General features: G+C 74.6%; 16 protein-coding genes and 1 tRNA gene. 9 read left to right on the top strand and 8 right to left on the bottom strand.

What is annotated here, in order from left to right:
• Positions 1-62 precede the first annotated feature (62 nt).
• From ABD981_RS10860 to ABD981_RS10845, 4 genes are all read right to left on the bottom strand, one after another.
• Positions 63-173: a class III lanthipeptide gene (locus ABD981_RS10860; protein ID WP_205628258.1), complete on the bottom strand. Its 111-nt coding sequence runs from the start codon at positions 171-173 to the stop codon at positions 63-65.
• Between the two features lie 110 nt (positions 174-283).
• A complete protein-coding gene (locus ABD981_RS10855; protein WP_205628257.1) occupies positions 284-394 on the bottom strand; it encodes a class III lanthipeptide in 111 nt (36 codons plus the stop codon).
• A gap of 304 nt (positions 395-698) precedes the next feature.
• The gene (locus ABD981_RS10850; RefSeq protein WP_240495380.1) at positions 699-1,409 is read right to left on the bottom strand and encodes an HNH endonuclease family protein; all 711 of its coding nucleotides are present in this window, start codon (positions 1,407-1,409) and stop codon (positions 699-701) included.
• Between the two features lie 90 nt (positions 1,410-1,499).
• Positions 1,500-2,840 (bottom strand): hypothetical protein, encoded by a 1,341-nt coding sequence (locus ABD981_RS10845; protein ID WP_276205601.1) that lies wholly within the window; start codon positions 2,838-2,840, stop codon positions 1,500-1,502.
• Between the two features lie 148 nt (positions 2,841-2,988).
• On the opposite strand from ABD981_RS10845, the gene ABD981_RS10840 reads away from it, so the two are divergent.
• The 3 genes from ABD981_RS10840 (at position 2,989) to ABD981_RS10830 (ending at position 5,865) form a co-directional block, all read left to right on the top strand.
• Positions 2,989-3,930, top strand: a complete 942-nt coding sequence (locus tag ABD981_RS10840; RefSeq protein WP_046910236.1) for an aminoglycoside phosphotransferase family protein — start codon at positions 2,989-2,991, stop codon at positions 3,928-3,930.
• Between the two features lie 159 nt (positions 3,931-4,089).
• Complete coding sequence (locus ABD981_RS10835; protein ID WP_046910235.1) at positions 4,090-4,560, top strand: cation:proton antiporter regulatory subunit; 471 nt, start codon at positions 4,090-4,092, stop codon at positions 4,558-4,560.
• Between the two features lie 3 nt (positions 4,561-4,563).
• Positions 4,564-5,865 (top strand): cation:proton antiporter, encoded by a 1,302-nt coding sequence (locus ABD981_RS10830; protein ID WP_046910234.1) that lies wholly within the window; start codon positions 4,564-4,566, stop codon positions 5,863-5,865.
• Here the strand turns inward: ABD981_RS10830 and ABD981_RS10825 are convergent.
• The gene (locus ABD981_RS10825; protein ID WP_046910233.1) at positions 5,848-6,606 is read right to left on the bottom strand and encodes a DUF2071 domain-containing protein; all 759 of its coding nucleotides are present in this window, start codon (positions 6,604-6,606) and stop codon (positions 5,848-5,850) included. The genes ABD981_RS10830 and ABD981_RS10825 overlap by 18 nt on opposite strands.
• Complete coding sequence (locus tag ABD981_RS10820; RefSeq protein ID WP_240495379.1) at positions 6,603-6,980, bottom strand: metalloregulator ArsR/SmtB family transcription factor; 378 nt, start codon at positions 6,978-6,980, stop codon at positions 6,603-6,605. The genes ABD981_RS10825 and ABD981_RS10820 overlap by 4 nt, the downstream gene beginning before the upstream one ends.
• 192 nt (positions 6,981-7,172) lie before the next feature.
• Here ABD981_RS10820 and ABD981_RS10815 point away from each other — a divergent pair, with 192 nt between their 5' ends.
• On the top strand, positions 7,173-7,763 hold the full coding sequence (locus ABD981_RS10815) for an isochorismatase family protein (RefSeq protein ID WP_046910232.1): 591 nt from the start codon (positions 7,173-7,175) through the stop codon (positions 7,761-7,763).
• 72 nt (positions 7,764-7,835) lie between these two features.
• Here the strand turns inward: ABD981_RS10815 and ABD981_RS10810 are convergent, their stop codons facing one another.
• A complete protein-coding gene (locus ABD981_RS10810; protein WP_345528921.1) occupies positions 7,836-8,435 on the bottom strand; it encodes an alpha/beta hydrolase family protein in 600 nt (199 codons plus the stop codon).
• A 730-nt stretch (positions 8,436-9,165) separates the two neighbouring features.
• Here ABD981_RS10810 and ABD981_RS10805 point away from each other — a divergent pair.
• Positions 9,166-9,903, top strand: coding sequence for a hypothetical protein (locus ABD981_RS10805; protein ID WP_046910230.1), 738 nt, complete (start codon positions 9,166-9,168; stop codon positions 9,901-9,903).
• 114 nt (positions 9,904-10,017) lie between these two features.
• Here ABD981_RS10805 and ABD981_RS10800 read toward each other — a convergent pair.
• Positions 10,018-10,105 (bottom strand) — tRNA-Leu (locus ABD981_RS10800).
• A 238-nt stretch (positions 10,106-10,343) separates the two neighbouring features.
• Here ABD981_RS10800 and ABD981_RS10795 point away from each other — a divergent pair.
• The 4 genes from ABD981_RS10795 (at position 10,344) to ABD981_RS10780 (ending at position 16,960) form a co-directional block, all read left to right on the top strand.
• Positions 10,344-10,547, top strand: coding sequence for a cold-shock protein (locus ABD981_RS10795; protein WP_007502648.1), 204 nt, complete (start codon positions 10,344-10,346; stop codon positions 10,545-10,547).
• Positions 10,548-10,632: 85 nt separating this feature from the next.
• Positions 10,633-12,330, top strand: coding sequence for a DEAD/DEAH box helicase (locus tag ABD981_RS10790; RefSeq protein ID WP_345528918.1), 1,698 nt, complete (start codon positions 10,633-10,635; stop codon positions 12,328-12,330).
• Between the two features lie 212 nt (positions 12,331-12,542).
• Positions 12,543-14,990 (top strand): GMC oxidoreductase, encoded by a 2,448-nt coding sequence (locus tag ABD981_RS10785; protein WP_046909618.1) that lies wholly within the window; start codon positions 12,543-12,545, stop codon positions 14,988-14,990.
• On the top strand, positions 14,987-16,960 hold the full coding sequence (locus tag ABD981_RS10780; protein WP_046909617.1) for a hypothetical protein: 1,974 nt from the start codon (positions 14,987-14,989) through the stop codon (positions 16,958-16,960). Before ABD981_RS10785 ends, ABD981_RS10780 begins: the two co-directional genes overlap by 4 nt.

The raw sequence follows: 16,960 nt of genomic DNA, 5'->3' as shown, positions 1-16,960 counted from the left end.
CGACGCGGCCGGGGCGGGGGCGCGGACGCCCCCGCCCCCGGCCGGGCCGGCCGTGCGGGTGATTACTCGGTGTCCCTGTTGCAGCAGTCCGAGGCGGAGCTGGTGTAGCTCCCGCCGCCGATCCCGGCGTTGGGGATGCGGGGCTGCAGGTTCTGGAGCTTGAGGACGCTCATGCCGTTCTCCTCCGTGAGGTGCCGCCCACGACAGCGGCGGGACGGGTGCGGCACGGTCCGGGTGGGGGCGTGGGGCGTCCCCACCCGGAGCGTGCCGGCCGAGCGGGTGACTACTGGGGGTCGTTCTTGCAGCAGTCCGAGCCGGAGCTGGTGAGGCTGATGCTGACGGCCTTGCTGGCGGTGGTGCGGGGCTGCAGGTTCTGGAGCTTGAGGACGCTCATGTCGTCTCCTCCGTGTCGAGTGCGCGGGATGCGCACGGGTGGGTGAACCTTGCCGTTCGGCGCCGAGCGACATGCGCAAGTCAACGCGATCCCCACGGGGGGCACATGGGAGCTCCGGCCCCATAATTGCGTCGCGGATCCCCCACGGAAGATGGGTGGTCGGCGCCCCCGAATGGTGGTGGTGGCGGCCCCGCCGCCAGACTGGCCGGATGCTGTCGCCGCGCGAACTGCCCCCCGACGGCTGGCGTCCCGGGAGGGCCGGCCGGATCGGGCGGCGCCGTGACCGGACCGGCGGCCCGGGGTCTCAGCGCCGGCAGGTGTCCAGCATGGTGCCGAGGGTGGTCTTCTCCGCCTTCGTCACCGTGAGGCCGTAGAAGGACTTCACCGCGGTCCAGGAGCGGGCGTAGGTGCACCAGTACGTCTTCGACGGCGGCTGCCACTCGTCGGGGCCCTGGTCGCCCTTGGAGCGGTTGGAGACGGCCGAGACGGCGAGGAGTTGGGGGCGGGTGAGGTCGTTCGCGAAGGCCTTGCGCTTCTCCTGGGTCCAGGTGTTCGCGCCGGAGCGCCAGGCGTTGGCGAGCGGGACCGTGTGGTCGATGTCGAGGCCCGACGCCTTGGTGAAGGTCCTGCCGTCGTAGACGCTGGTCCAGGTGCCGGAGACGGCACGGCACCGGGCGTCGCGGCGGACGTCGCGGCCGTCGCGTTCGAGGACGGTCTCGCGGGTGTTGCAGTTGTCGCCCAGTTCGGCCCAGTGCGGGAAGCGGTCGCGGCTGTATCCGGTCATCGAGCCCTGGGGGGCGACCTTCAGGCGGGCGAGCTGGGTGCGCGCCTTGTCGGCGGCGGGGATGCCGGGGACGGTGCCGGCGGACGGGCCCTTCGCGTCGCCGGAGACGGTCGGCCGGCCGCCCTTGGCGTCACCGGGGGCGGTGCCGCCGCCCTGGCCCGCGCAGCCCGCGACGGCGAGCAGCGCCGCCATGGCCGGTCCCACTATGTGCAGCCGCTTCTGACGCCCCATGAGCCGGCTCTTCCCCTCCACCTGACATCGCGTACGCGGGGCAGCGTACGACGCGGGGGCCGCGGCGCCGGGCCGCGGCCCCCCTGTGCGTCAGGCGGGGTACTTCACGTCGGCCGCGTAGGTCGCCCCGGCGAGGCAGTCTCGGATCTCGTGACGGGGTGCGGCCGTTCCGGTCCAGCGGAGGAAGCTGGAGTCGTCGGTGCCGACCGCCTTGGTCATGTCGATGAAGCGGCAGCCGTCGTAGAGCACCTTGCCGGCGGTGGTCGGCGTGCTCCCCGTCGTCACCTGGTGGGAGCCCATCAGGGCGCAGTCGGTGTAGCGGACCATGGGGCCGCTGTTCCCGATGGCGTTGAAGGCGTACGTGTGCGCCACGGCCCCGTCCGTCCAGGACTGGTGGCTGACGGCCGTGTCGTCGCAGGAGACGAAGGTGATGGTGCCCTTGTGCCAGCGGGAGTCGATGACCTTCTGGGCCGCGTTGTGCAGCTCGAAGCGGATGCCCTGGGCGTAGAGGCGCGCGACGGAGTCGGCGCGGGTGGTGGCCTCGGAGCCGAGCTGGAAGAAGGTCCCGGCGGCGGCGGGGTCGGTGAGGATGTAGGAGCCGCCGATGAAGTTCATGGAGCCGCCGCGGTTGTTCTTCACGAACACCCCGGACTTGAACTCGACCTTGCACTCGCGGAACCAGAAGTTGAGGAACTGGTCCTGCTGCGTGGCGGTCGGCTTCATCCCCATGACCAGGAAGGCCTCGGAGTAGGTGCCGCCGATCTGGCAGTGGTCCCAGCCCATCTCGCTGTTGAGGTCGGACTCGGGCAGCGCGTGGTCGGGCGAGTCGACGGGCCCGTCGAGTCCGATGCCGCGCTTCCAGCTGCCGCGCCACTCCACGTCGGTGTACCAGGTGTCCTGGACGCCGTAGCCGCCGTCGGTCGAGTAGGCGTAGCAGAAGCTCGACGTCGGGTTGTTGCTGGTGAAGGTGAGGCCGGAGATCCGGATGTTCTTGTAGCGCCGGTAGTTGGTCCACAGCGTGGTGTCGTCGGCGGTGGGCGCGTACACGATGCGGGAGAGCCGCTTGCCGTAGCCGGTGATCGACAGGCCGTCGACGATGCCGCCGTTGCCCTTGCCGTCGATGCCGGGCAGCAGCGAGTCGGGCTGGGTCAGCAGGTAGTTGCCGGGCGGGATGACCAGGACCTTCTTGGGGATCGCCCCCGATATCGGGCCGGGCTGGAACGAGGCGAGCACCTCGGCGGCGGCCGCGCGGAAGGCGGCGTCGCTGGGCGTGGCGCCGGTCGGGTCGGCGCCCTTGGCGATGACGTCGACGCTGTACGGGTCGTCGCCCGCGCCGGCGGCGTGGGCCGGCGTGCTCCCCATCGCGACGGCTCCGGCCGCGGCGCCGACGCCCATGGTCGCCACGCCGCGCATGACGGACCGTCGGTCCATGTTTCCGGTCATTCACTGCCCCCAAGTGTCATGATCATCCGAAAGACAGCACATCCGACCATGGCTCCGGGACGGGCGCAAGGCCGGATTCCTCCCCCCGCTTCCCGGGCCTCCCCCGGGCTCCGTCCCCCGCGCGTAGGGTGCCGGGATGATCGTGGTTCCCGAGGAGTTCGTACGGAGCACCGTCGCCCGCGAGGGCCGTCCGGGCGAGGAGTGGACGGACCGGCTGCCCGGGCTCGTCGACGGGCTCCTGGAGCGCTGGGGCTGGCTGCCGGAGGGCGGGGTGCTGCACGGGGGCGTCGGCGTGATCGTGCCGGTGCGGCGGGCGTCCGGGGAGCGCGCCGTGCTCAAGGTGTCCTTCCCGCACCCGGGGAACGTGCACGAACCGGACGCCTTCGCCGTGTGGGCGGGGCGGGGCGCGGTCCGGCTGTACGCACGGGACGACGAGCGGTTCGCGATGGTGCTGGAGCGGGCCGGGACCTCGACCCTCGGGGAGCTCGCGGACGGCGACGAGGTGGCCCGGGTCGCGGGCCGGATCGGGCGGCGGCTCGCCGTGCCCGCGCCGCCCGGGCTGCCCCGGCTGAGCGAGCGGGCCGGGGCGTGGGAGGAGGAGCTGCAGCGGGACGCCCGGGAGCTCGGGCACACGATGCCGGGCCGGGTCGTGGACGCCGCCGTGGCCACCGTACGGGAGTTGGGGCGGGACCAGCCGGACACCCTGGTCCACGGCGACCTGCACGCGGGGAACGTCCTGCGGGCGGAGCGCGAGCCGTGGCTCGCGGTCGACCCCAAGGGGTACGCGGGCGATCCGGCGTACGACGGGGGCACCTTCCTGAAGACCCGCGCCCCGCACTTCCTCGGCGCGGCCGATCCGCGCGCCGCCGCCTTCCGCGCGCTGGCGGTGTACGCGGAGGCCGCCGGGCTCGACCGCGAGCGGGTCAGGCGCTGGGCCCAGCTGCACGTGGTGCAGGCGGCGTTCTGGGGGCGTCGGCACGGGCTGCGGATCGCGCGCGGCGGGGCGGAGCTCGACGGGCTGATGCGGTTCGCGGACCGGTTCGCGGAGGCGCTGACCGATCCGGAGGGCAGCGCCTAGCCGCCGCTTTGTGCCGTTCCCGGCATGATCCTCCGCTATCCCGGCTAATCGGCCACTTTGTTGCCTGGGTAAAGTAATTGCCAAGACGCCCGCGGTGCGGGACGTCTCCCTTCACGCTGCCCACCCCGCCGAGGAGAGCCCGTCGTGCCCGCTGCGCGCATGAGTCGTACACCGCTGCCCGGGATCGGGGTCCGCTACGACCTCACCACGCGCGAGGACCGCCGGCTGTCGGTGGTCGCGGGGCGCGACGGGAGCCGGGTGCTGAACGCCTACCGGAGCGACGACCCCGACGAATGCTCCTTGTCGGTGCGGCTGACCGCCGGGGAGTCGGAGGCGCTGATCGACGCGCTGATGCCGTCCCACCACAGCCCCAGCCTGCTCTCCACCACGGACCTGGGCCTGGTGGCCGAGCGGATCGAACTGTCCGCCGCCTCCCACTGGAGCGGCCGCCTGCTCGGCGAGACCCGGACCCGGACCGAGACCGGCGTCTCGATCGTGGCGGTGCTGCGCCGGGCGGACGCCGTCCCCTCCCCCGGCCCGGACTTCCGGCTCGCCGGGGGCGACACGCTCATCGTCATCGGCACCCGTGAAGGCGTCGACGCCGCCGCCCTGATACTCGGAAGGGAGTGATCCATGCACTCGTCCGCCGTCTTCCTCATCGAGTTCGGTGCGATCATCCTCGGCCTCGGCCTGTTGGGCCGGCTGGCCGGACGGCTGAAGTTCTCCCCCATCCCGCTCTACCTCCTGGCCGGTCTCGCCTTCGGCGAGGGCGGACTGCTCCCGCTCGGCGCGAGCGAGGAGTTCGTGGCCATCGGCGCCGAGATCGGCGTCATCCTCCTGCTGCTGATGCTGGGCCTGGAGTACACGGCGACCGACCTGGTCACCAACCTCAAGACGCAGTACCCGGCCGGTCTCGTGGACGCGGCCCTCAACGCCCTGCCCGGCGCCGCCGCGGCCCTGCTGCTCGGCTGGGGCCCGGTCGCCGCGGTGGTGCTGGCCGGCGTCACCTGGATCTCCTCCTCCGGCGTGATCGCCAAGGTGCTCGGCGACCTCGGCCGCCTCGGCAACCGGGAGACCCCGGTGGTGCTGAGCATCCTGGTCCTGGAGGACCTGGCGATGGCCGTCTACCTGCCGATCGTCACGGCCCTGCTCGCCGGGGTCGGCCTCGCCGCCGGCAGCGTCACCCTGGCCGTGGCGCTGGGGGTCGCCGGTCTCGTGCTCTTCCTCGCGCTCCGCTACGGGCGGCTGATCTCCCGCTTCGTCTCCAGCGACGACCCCGAGAAGCTGCTCCTCGTGGTGCTCGGACTCACCCTGCTGGTCGCGGGCGTGGCCCAGCAGCTCCAGGTCTCCGCCGCCGTCGGCGCGTTCCTGGTCGGCATCGCGCTGTCCGGCGAGGTCGCCGAGGGCGCCCACCACCTGCTGAGCCCGCTGCGGGACCTGTTCGCCGCGGTCTTCTTCGTCTTCTTCGGGCTGCACACCGACCCGGCGAGCATCCCGCCGGTCCTGCTCCCCGCGCTCGCGCTGGCCGCGGTCACCGCCGCCACGAAGATCGCGACGGGCTACTGGGCGGCCCGCCGGGCCGGGATCTCCGCCAAGGGCCGGTGGCGGGCGGGCGGCACCCTGGTGGCGCGCGGCGAGTTCTCCATCGTCATCGCGGGCCTGGCCGTCTCCGCGGGCATCGAGCCCTCCCTCGGGCCGCTCGCCACCGCGTACGTCCTCATCCTCGTCGTCCTGGGCCCGCTCACCGCCCGCTACACCGAGCCGGTGGCCACCCGTCTGAGCCGCCTGCGCCGCCGTTCCGGCCCTGGGGAGGGAACCGGGACCGGGACGGGCCCCGGGACCGACGCCGTCGCCCCCTCCCCCGGTGCGCCGCCGAGGAAGGAGCTGCCGGCCCTGGACCCGGTCGGCGACGGCACGTCAGGCCGCGTGCCGTAGCGCCGCGCCCGCGGGTGCCGTCACCGGCATCCCGGGCAGCGCCCGCCAGTGGACCGGGACGTCGCGCATGACCAGGACGGAGTCCAGGGTCGCGCTGCCCGGCGGGAAGCGGTCGGGGTCGTCGAAGTAGCTGGACCGGGCCGAGGTCACGCGGCCCGGTTCGATGCGCCAGGCGTCCGTCGCGAGCTGCATGCCGTCGAGGGCGCAGCCGGAGCGCGTCTCCGAGTACCCCTTGCTGCCGGCGCGGAAGAAGGCGGAGGCCTCGTCGAGGTCGGCGAAGAGCCCGCTGCCCTCCAGCCGGTCGGCGAGCTGCGCGGTGACCTCGACGCGGGTCCCCCCGTCGCGCGTCGCGTAGGCCACGCGCAGCGTGTCGGGGGTCTCCCGGACCTCGAAGTCGGCGTGGCCGTGCTCGCCGGGGAAGACCCGGCCGCCGGCCCAGCGGTTGACCAGCGAGGCGGTGTCGCGGCGCGGGATGTAGACGCCGGTCTCCACGCCGTCCGGGCCGTCCCACTCGACGGCGATGCGGTGGGCGGCGTTCTCGCTGCGCAGCCCGACGGCGGCGGGCGCCCAGGCGGGCCGCACCGAGCCGAGCCGCAGGAGGCAGATCCCGGCGACGGCGTGCCCGCGCACGAGCTGCGGGCGCAGCGGGGCCGGCAGCAGCGGGGCGACGGCCTCCGGGGCGACCCGGTAGTTGACGAGGAGGCGCCGTTCGATGACGGAGGCGAGGCGCGGGGGTCTCATGCGGGGTTCTCCTGTCCGCGGGCGTCGCGGCCCGGGTCGGTGCGCCACTTGGTGTGGCGCAGGACGATCTGCTCGGGGCACACGGCGCTGAGGAAGCGCCCCACGCTGGTGGCCAGCCGGTCCTCGACGAGGGAGTAGAGGATCCGGTTGCCGTCCCGCCGCTCGGCGACGAGTCCGGCGCCCTTGAGCACGCCGAGGTGGCGGGAGATGGACGGGGCGCTGATGGCGAAGCGGCTCGCGATCTCGCCGGCGGCGAGCTCTCCGCCGGCGCGGAGGTCCTCGAGGATCTGCCGCCGGGTGGGGTCGGCGAGGGCGCGGAACACGCCGGCGTCGTCGACCGGCTCGCGCGGGGGTTCACTCACGGTGTCGCTCACGGAGACGTTTTTAGCACTTTGGCTAAGTAGCTAACAACGGAAGCCCCTGCCGATGTCCGGATCTGCAAGTCGCATGACATTGCCGCCATCGGGGGCGGGTTCGTAGCGTGGGGACACGGCGCCGGGCGAGCTCCCGGGCCCGTCCCCCCACCCGCATGCCTTCCCGTCATCCCGTTCCCTGAAGGGGCCTCCATGTCCTCCACCACCCTCCGCGACCTCAACGGCTTCGACCGGACCCCGGCCACGCTCGCCGGCGCCACGCTGCTCCTGATCGACTACCAGAACACCTACACGCGCGGCGTGATGGAGCTGGACGGCTGGGAGGCGGCCCTCGACTCGGCCGCCGGGCTGCTCGCCCGGGCCCGCGCGGCCGGCGCCCAGGTCGTCCACGTCGTCAACGACGGCGGCGAGGGCACCCCGTACGACGTCCGTGCCGAGATCGGGCGGATCCACCCCCGGGTGGCCCCCGTCGAGGGCGAGCCCGTGGTCGTGAAGACCGCGCCGGACGCCTTCGTCGGCACCGACCTGGCCGCGCACCTCGACGCCGCCGGCAGCAAGGACCTCGTCATCGCCGGCTTCATGACCCACATGTGCGTCGCGTTCACGACGGCCGGCGCCTTCCTGCGCGGCGACCGCCCCACCGTCGTCGCCGACGCCTGCGCCACCCGGCCGCTGGGCACCGCCGTGGGCGAGGTGACGGCCGAGCAGCTCCACCGGGGCGCGCTCGCGACCATCGGGGACCTGTACGGGGTCGTCGTCCCGACCGGCGCCGCGCTGAACTGAGCCGTGCGCCGCGTGATTCCGGGGGCGGCACGGGGGTCCGCCCCCGGAATCACGCGGTGGCGCGGTGCGGCCTCACGGCCGGTGGAACCGCACCTCCGGGTGGAGCGGACCCGGCCCCGCGAGGAGCGGCTGGGGCGTGCCCCGCAGGTGCCGGTCGAAGAAGGCGCCGACGTACGCGCGGGTGACGGCGAGCGCCCGGTCGGCCGGGATGTCCCCGGCGGGCAGGCCGAAGTGCCGCTGGAGCACCGGCCCGTCGGAGAAGCTGAAGTGGTCGGTACCGGCCACCGTCAGCCAGCGCTTCCAGCCGCCCAGCGCCGGCCAGGTGGTGTCCCAGGTCGCGTCGAGGCCGCCGGGCCGGTGCGTCTCGTCGTCCGTGCCGAGGAGCAGGAACGGACGCCCGCCGAGCCCCTTCGCCGGCAGGGTGTCCCAGAACGCGCCGTCCATGTTCACGCCCGCGTCGATCCGGCGGTCCGCGAGCATCGCCGTGGCGGCGGCGGCTCCGCCGATGGAGTGGCCGGCCATGCCGATCCGGCTCCGGTCGATCGCCCCCGCGTACGTCCAGACGGGCCGCGGGCCGGTGAGCCGGTCGAGGAGGAAGCGCATGTCCGCCGCGCGGGCGCCGGTGACGACGCTGCCGTGCACGCCGTCCTCGTCGAGGGCCTTGCAGGCCACACAGGTGAGGATCCGCCCGTCGGGCACGGCGGTGCCCGAGGTCTCGTAGGCGTGGTCGACGGAGGCGACGACGTAGCCGCGCGAGGCGAGGTCGACGGCGAGGTTCGTGAGGGTGAACCGGGGGGACGCCGAAGCCGGGCGAGAGCAGCACCAGCGGGTGCCGGCCCGGCGCCGGCCGGACGCCGGTCTCGCTGTACGTGTCCATCGTGGCCAGGGCCCGCACGGCCGCGGGGTCCGCGACGCCCACGCCCGCCAGGAGCAGCCGGGCCTCGGCCTCGGTCGCGTACGGGGCGGGGGCGCCGTGCGAGCGGCGGGCGGCCGGGTAGTGGAGCGTCACCATGAGCTCGCGGCCGTCGGCGGTGGGCACCCACGGGTCCTTGCGGGAGCGGTCGACGAGGTGCAGGACGGTGCTGCCGACGCGCTCCTCGCCGGTGGGCGCGGGCAGTTCGAGCGGGGCGGGCGCAGGGACGGCCGCCGGGGCGGCCGGTGCCGTGCCGGCGGAGGGCGTGGCGGCGGAGGCGGGCAGGACCGTCGCCGGTAAGGCGAGGGCGCAGGCGAGGAGGGCGGCGGCGGCCGCCCGGGTCGGTGTGAACATGGAGCCGACGCTACGGCGGCGGGCGCCCCCGGCACGTCACCCCCACGGTCGGACCCGACGGTGGGGGCGTACACCGGAAGTCTGATCGTTCCGCGTACGCTCGGCCCCGCTGCCCCCATGCGACGAGGAGGACCCATGAACGCCCACGACGGAGGACGGCAGCAGCTGGACGCGGCCAGCGTCCTCAACGCCCGCACCACGCTCGTCCAGCTCCTGGCCCGGGCCGGGGTCTACTCCGGTGACGCGGAGGAGCTGATCGGTCTCATCGAGGCCGGTGCCCTGTCCCTGGCGCACCAGGAGGTCGACGGGCTGGCGCGGGACGCGCCGAGCGGGAAGGGCGAGCTCTACGGCTCCGGCTGGCTCGACGGCGCCCGGGCCGCGGCCGACGGCCTGGGCGGGATCGCCGAGCACGCGCTGCGGCAGGCCGTCGCCGCGGGCGTGCCGGAGCGCTCGGCGGACGACCGGCCGCGCGTCGGCCGGATGGAGCTGGAGCGGGCGAAGGTCGCGGTGCTGCCGCTGTACCTGTCCTTCACGGACGTGTCCGACCTCGACCCGGAGGCCACCGACCAGGTGCTCAAGGCCGTCCTCGCCACCCTCACCTCCCGGCAGCGGGCCGGGTACCCGGGGCGGCTCACCGAGTTCGCCGCGCTCCACCGCGCCCGCCTGGAGCGGCTGTTCGGGGAGTTCGGACCCGGGAGCGCGATCGCGATCCACGGCCGCTACTCCCTGGTCCACTCCCCCACCAGCCTCGCCGTCCTGGAGCGGCTGCTCGGGGACCCGGCGCCGCTGCGGGAGGAGTGGGACGCCGCCGAGCTGCCGCCCGCGTGGCTGGACGGGCTCACCACGGCCTGGGAGCGGTCGGAGGCCGGCTGACCCGGCCGGCGGGGCTCAGCCGAGGCGGTCGGTGATCAAGGGGGCGGAACGCGGAGAAACGCCACGCGGTGGCGGCCGGGAGGGATCCCTGGCCGCCACCGCGTGGCGTCGATGTGGTGTCCGAGGGGGGACTTGAACCCCCACGCCCGATAAAGGGCACTAGCACCTCAAGCTAGCGCGTCTGCCATTCCGCCACCCGGACAGGTGTTCGCCGACCGCGGCGTTCCCCGCGGCGACGTAGATCAATCTACCAGGCGTTCGGAGTGCCTCTCGCACGTTTGCCGTGGTCAGCGCACCGCCGCAGTGGTTGTGCTAGGCTCGAAGCGTTGCAGTTGTGGTACCCATTAACCTCTTGCGTCTGACGGGAAACTCCTCTCTTCAGGCGCATTTTGTTTTCCGGCATCTCCGGATGGGGCCTCTGCCTACAGAAGGAGAAGGTCATGGCACAGGGAACCGTGAAGTGGTTCAACTCGGAAAAGGGCTTCGGCTTCATCGAGCAGGACGGCGGCGGCCCGGACGTCTTCGCCCACTACTCGAACATCGCCACCCAGGGCTTCCGTGAGCTCCAGGAGGGCCAGCGGGTCTCCTTCGACGTCACGCAGGGCCAGAAGGGCCCGCAGGCGGAGAACATCGTCCCCGCCTAATCGCCGGACGATATCTGCTCGCCGGGGTTCGCACCGTTTCGGTGCGGACCCCGGTTTGCGCTGTTTCCAGGAAGGTAGCCCCCGCATGTCCCGCAGGCCCCAGAAGCCGAACCGGCGCGCCAAGTCGCCCCAGACCTCCGCGGCGCCGCCGAGGGAGTTCCGACTGCCGGAGAGCACGACCCCCTCACTCCCTCCCGTCGACGACTTCGCGGCCCTCGACATGCCCGCCGGGCTGCTGAAGACGCTCACCGCACAGGGTGTGACCGCGCCGTTCCCCATCCAGGCCGCCACGCTGCCCGACTCGCTCGCCGGCCGCGACCTGCTGGGCCGGGGCCGGACCGGATCGGGCAAGACCCTCGCGTTCGGTCTCGCGCTGCTCGCCCGCACCGCCGGTCTCCGGGCCGAGCCGAAGGCGCCGCTCGCCCTGGTGATGGTGCCCACCCGTGAGCTCGCCCAGCAGGTGACGGACTCGCTGACCCCGTACGCGACCGCGGTCAACCTCCGGCTGACCACCGTGGTCGGCGGCCTCTCCGTGACGAAGCAGGCCAACGCGCTGCGGCGCGGCGCCGAGGTCCTGGTGGCGACGCCCGGGCGGCTGAACGACCTCGTGGAGCGCGGCGACTGCGTCCTCGACGAGGTGCGCATCACGGTCCTGGACGAGGCCGACCAGATGACCGACATGGGCTTCATGCCGCAGATCACCAAGCTGATCCAGCAGGTGAAGCCCGGCGGTCAGCACATGCTGTTCTCGGCGACCCTGGACGGCAACATCGACCGCCTGGTCCAGCGCTTCCTGAGCGACCCGGTCGTGCACTCGACCGACCCGTCCGCGGCCACGGTGACCTCCATGGAGCACCACGTCCTGCACGTCCCGGACGAGACCGACAAGAAGGCCGTCACGACCCGCATCGCGGCGCGCGACGGCCGGGTCATCCTCTTCATCGACACCAAGCGGGCCGCCGACCGGCTCGCCAAGCGGCTGCTGACCGCGGGTGTCGCCGCGGCGGCCCTGCACGGCGGCCGTTCCCAGAACCAGCGGACCCGCACCCTGGACCAGTTCAAGAACGGCCAGGTCACGGCGCTGGTCGCGACGAACGTCGCGGCCCGGGGCATACACATCGACGACCTCGACCTCGTCGTGAACGTCGATCCCCCGACCGACCACAAGGACTACCTGCACCGGGGCGGGCGCACCGCCCGCGCCGGCACCTCCGGCAGCGTGGTCACGCTGGTCCTGCCCGAGCAGAAGCGGGAGGTCGCCCAGCTGATGACGCACGCCGGCATCCGCCCCCGGACCACCCGCGTCACGTCGAGCGACCCGCAGCTGACCGAGATCACCGGCGCCCGCGAGCCCTCCGGCGTGCCCGTCGTGCTCGAGGTCCCGCAGCCGACCCCGCCGAAGGCCGCCCGCCCGGCCCGGAAGTCCGGCCCCAGGACCGGCTCCCGGAACGGCGGCCGCGGCGCCGAGGCCACGGGCGACGGTCAGCGCACCCGCACCGCGGGCGGCCCGCGGACCGGCGCCGCCCCGGCCGACGAGTCCGGCACCCGGTCCCGTCGCCGCCGCCCGAGCGGCGGCGGTTCCGGCGCTGCGGCCGGCTCGGCCGCCCGCTCCGCCACCGGCGGCGGCCAGGGCGGCGAGCGCCGGGCCGGGGCCCGCGGCTCCGGCCGGGGCACCTCGGCCGGCTCCGGCCGCGGCACGTCCTCGGGCGCGGCCGGCGGCGGCGCCGCCCGGGGCCGTGGCGACTCCGCCCGCAGGGGCGCCCGCCGCGGCACCGCGGGCTGACGCACGGCCCACCCGCGACGAAGCTCCCGGCGGTGGGGGACCTCCCCCGAGGTCCCCCACCGCCGGGAGCTTCGCGTCTTCCCGGCCCCGGGTCCCCCGGACGCCCCGCCCGCTTGGTGCGTCGGCCCGCGAAACCCTAGCGTCGATACGGGATGAAATGTCCCGAGTCGCCCGTGAGGGGATCGCCGATGAGGCACGCAGTCGATGCCGCCATGGACACCGCAGGGGACACCGAGGCCGATGTCGTCGTCGTCGGCTCCGGCTTCGGCGGCTCGGTCGCCGCGCATCAGCTGGCCGAGGGCGGTCTTTCCGTCGTCGTCCTGGAGCGCGGCCGCCCTTACCCTCCCGGGAGCTTCCCCCGGACGCCCGCCGGGATGGCCCGCAACTTCTGGGACCCCAGCGAGGGCCTGTACGGGATGTTCGACATCTGGTCCTTCCGCGGCCTGGAGGGCGTCGTCTCCAGCGGGCTCGGCGGCGGGTCGCTGATCTACGCCAACGTGCTGCTGCGCAAGGACGAGAAGTGGTTCGTCCACGAGTCGCCGCTGCCCGGCGGCGGGTACGAGAACTGGCCGATCGGCCGGGGCGACCTCGAACCGCACTACGAGCGGGTGGAGCGGATGCTGGGCGGCACGCCGTACCCGTACCGGGACACGCCGAAGACCGCCGCCATGGAGGAGGCCGCGGACCGCCTCGGCCTGGACGTGTCCCGGCCGCCGCTCGCCGTCACCTTCGCCGCCCGTCCGGGCGGGGAGCCGGTGCCCGGGGCCCCGATCCCGGAACCGGCCTACGGCAACCTCCACGGGCTGCCCCGGGAGACCTGCCGGCTGACCGGCGAGTGCGACCTCGGCTGCAACCTCGGCGCCAAGAACACCCTCGACCACACCTATCTGTCGGCCGCGCGCCACCACGGCGCCGACATCCGCACCGGCTGCGAGGTGCGCGGCTTCGCCGCGCTGCCCGGCGGCGGCTACGAGGTCCGGTACGTCGTCCACGACCCGGCCCGCGAGGGGCACCGCACCGCCACCGGGCGCCTGCCGCTGCGCCGCATCCGCTGCCGGCGGCTCGTGCTGGCGGCCGGTGCCTTCGGGTCGACCTTCCTGCTGCTGCGCAACCGGGCCGGGCTGCCCGGTCTGAGCACGGCCCTCGGCACCCGGTTCAGCGGCAACGGCGACCTCCTCGGCCTGGTGCTCGATGCCAGGGCCGGCGCCGCGGGCACCGCGCCGCGGCGGCTGGCGAGCAGCACGGGGCCCGTGATCACCAGCGCCATCCGGGTCGGCGACGCACTCGACGGGGACGGCTCGACCGGGCGCGGCTACTACGTGGAGGACGCCGGCTACCCGGCCTTCGTGGCCTGGCTCGCCGAGGCCGCGCAGGTGTCCGGGGGCGTCCGCCGCACCGCGGGCTTCGGGCTGGACCGGCTGCGGTCCCGGTTCGGCCTCGGCTCCGGACCGCGGAGCGACATCAGCGGGCGGCTGGCCCGGCTGCTCGGGCCGGGGGCGTTCTCCGACGCGGCGCTGCCGCTGCTCGGCATGGGCCGGGACGTCCCGGACGGCCGGATGGGCCTGCGCCGGGGCTATCTCGACGTCGACTGGACCACGCTCACCTCGCGCCGCTACTTCGAGCGCGTGCGGGCGACCATGGCGGACGTGGCCGGGGCGCTCGGCGGCTCGTTCCACGACAACCCGCTGTGGTGGGCGCGCCGGGTGATCACCGTGCATCCGCTCGGCGGGGCGCCGATGGGGCGCCATCCCGGCGAGGGGGTCTGCGACGCCCACGGCGAGGTCTTCGGGCACCCGGGCCTGTACGTGCTCGACGGCGCCGTCCTGCCCGGCCCGGTGGGCGCGAACCCGTCGCTCACCATCGCCGCCTTCGCCGACCGCGCCTGCCGCCGGATCCTGGAGGAGCACGCGGCGCGGCCCGCGAGCGCGACGGCCGGGACGGCTCCGGCCGGGGTGGTGGCGGCCGGCGCCCCCGGGGGCACGACCTCCGGGGGCACGGCCCTGGCCGATCACGGTCCGGCCGCGGCCACGGGGCAGCGGGCCACGAGTCTCTCCTTCACCGAGGAGATGAAGGGCTACGTCTCCCTCGGCGTCACCGACCCCGAGGAGGGACGGGAGCTCGGGCGGGCGCAGGGCCGGCGGATGATGTTCCGGCTCACGATCACCGCGGACGACGTGGACCGGTTCGTCGCGGACCCCCGGCACCGGGCCGGGGCGGTCGGCCATGTCGAGTGCGACGTCCTCGGCGGCCGGCTGCCCGTGGAGGCGGGCTGGTTCAACCTGTTCACCCGGGACGGCGACCCCACCCGGCGCCGGATGCTGTACCGGCTGCACCTGCGCGATCCGGGCGGGACCCCGCTCACGCTCGTCGGGCGCAAGGAGGTGCACGACGACCCGGGGCTCGACGTGTGGAGCGACACCTCGACCCTGTACGTCCGGGTGCTCGCCGGGCACGTGCCGGAGGGCGGCGACGCGGAGGCGACGGTCCTCGGGGCGGGCGTGCTCGTCATCCTCGCCGCCGACTTCGCACGGCAGCTGACGACCTTCGAGACCTCGGGGCCGGATCCCGCGCGGGCGTTCGAAGGCTTCGGGCGCCTGTTCCTGGGCGAGCTGTGGGGCGTCTACGGCGCGCGCTTCGCGCCCGGCGGGGAGTCGCCGTGAAGGTGCGAGAGCTGCGCGGTCACGCCGACGCGCTCGGTTTCACCCCGCAGGAGCAGGTGCGGTGGCTGGCCCCCCGGGAGCTGGCGCGGACCGCGGTCAAGGTGGTGCTCGCGGCGGTCTTCGCCGGGTACGCGGACAAGCGGGAGTTCCAGGGCGTGCTGGAGGCCGGGCTCCTGGAGGCCCCGCCGGGCCGGCCGGAGGCGCGGGAGCTGTGGTTCGACTTCGTGGCCGACCTCGGCGACGGCTTCGACGCGACGGGCTCGGTCGCCTGGGCGCTGGCGGAGGAGGAGCTCGCGGTCCACGGCGCCGCCGGGCCCGACGCGAACGACGCGAACGGCCCGGACGGCAGGAACGGCACGGACGGCACGGACGGCGGCACCCCGGGGGCCCGCCCCGGGGACGTACCACTGCGGCTGCCCCGGGGCTCGCTGCTCGTCCTCGGTGGCGACGAGGTGTACCCGACGGCTTCGGCGCAGGGCTACGAGGACCGGCTGAAGGGCCCGTACCGGGCCGCCCTGCCCTCGGCTCCGGACCCGCCGCTGCTGGTGGCGCTGCCGGGGAACCACGACTGGTACGACGGGCTGACCGCCTTCCTGCGGATGTTCACGCAGCAGCGGCCGATCGGCGGCTGGCAGACCCGGCAGAGCCGCAGCTACTTCTGCGTGCGGCTGCCCGAGCGGTGGTGGCTGGTCGGCCTGGACAGCCAGCTGGGCTCGTACTTCGACGATCCCCAGCTGCGCTACTTCCAGGAGCACCTGTCGGCGAACCTGGAGCCCGGGGACGGGGTGATCGTCTGCTCGGCCGAGCCGACCTGGCTGGAGAGCGCGGACCGGAACCCGGACGCCTTCAACGCCCTGCACTGGTTCGACCGGAACGTCGTCCGCCACCACCTCGACCGCGAGACGGGCGAGCGGCGGCCGACGCACGCGTCCGTACGGCTCTGGCTGACCGGCGACCGGCACCACTACGCGCGGTACGCCGAGCTGCTGCCCGACGAGCCGCCCGACGCCCCGGCCGGGGCCCCGGATCCGGCCCGGCGGCAGCTGGTGACCTGCGGGCTCGGCGGCGCGTACCTCGCGGCGACCCACCGGCTGCCGACGGTGCTGCCGCTGCCGCCGCACGGGTCGCGGCTGCGCGACAAGGACGATCCGCCGGTGGAGTTCGCCCGGATGGCGACCACGTACCCCGACGCCGCGGAGTCCCGGCGGCTGGCCCGGGGCATCGCGGTGCCCTGGTCGGGGCGCTGGCTGCCCTGGCGCAACGCGGGCTTCGCGCCCCTCGCCGCGGGGGTGCACGCCGTGCTCTTCCTGCTGGCGAGCCTGCTGTTCGCCCTCTCGGAGGGGGTGACGCGTCCCGTCGACGCCGTGCGCCGGTCCGGGCTCGACGACTTCTGGGGCTTCGCAGCGGTGTGCCTGGGCGTGGCCGGCGGGCTGCTGCTGCTCGGTTTCCTCGGCCGGCTGCTGCGCAGGCGGAAGGCCTCCGCGCCCTCCCGGGCCGGGGTCGCCGCACTGGCGCAGGCCGCGGTGACGCTGGCGGCGCTGGCCGTCACCGTGGCCCTGCCCTTCCCCGCGTCCTGGCCGGGCTGGGCCGTGCTGCTGGTCTGTCTGGCCGCCGCCGCCCTGTTCGGCGCGGTGGTGGGCTCCGGCGTCTTCGCGCTGTGGGTGCTGTCCGTGCGCGGCGGCGTGGCGGCGGAGTGGCAGATGTCGGGCCAGTCCATCGAGGACCACAAGGGCTTCCTGCGGCTGCACATCGCCCCGGGCGGCGACCTCACCGTGCACCCGCTGGCCCTCGCCACGATCTGCCGCGACTGGGAGCTGCGCGAGGACCCGACCGGCGGCCGGTCCTCCGTCCGGACCGCCGGCGGGACGCCGGCGCCGAGACGCCTGGTGCCCGCGAAACGGCCGGTGCCGGCCGAGGTGCCGACGGTCCGGCTGATCGAGCCGCCCTTCGTGATCTCCCGGGGAGCGTGA

It is taken from the genome of Streptomyces showdoensis, from assembly GCF_039535475.1.
Classification (GTDB): domain Bacteria; phylum Actinomycetota; class Actinomycetes; order Streptomycetales; family Streptomycetaceae; genus Streptomyces; species Streptomyces showdoensis.
Note: the sequence above shows the minus strand (reverse complement) of the source record. Positions and strands in the feature narration are given on the sequence as shown.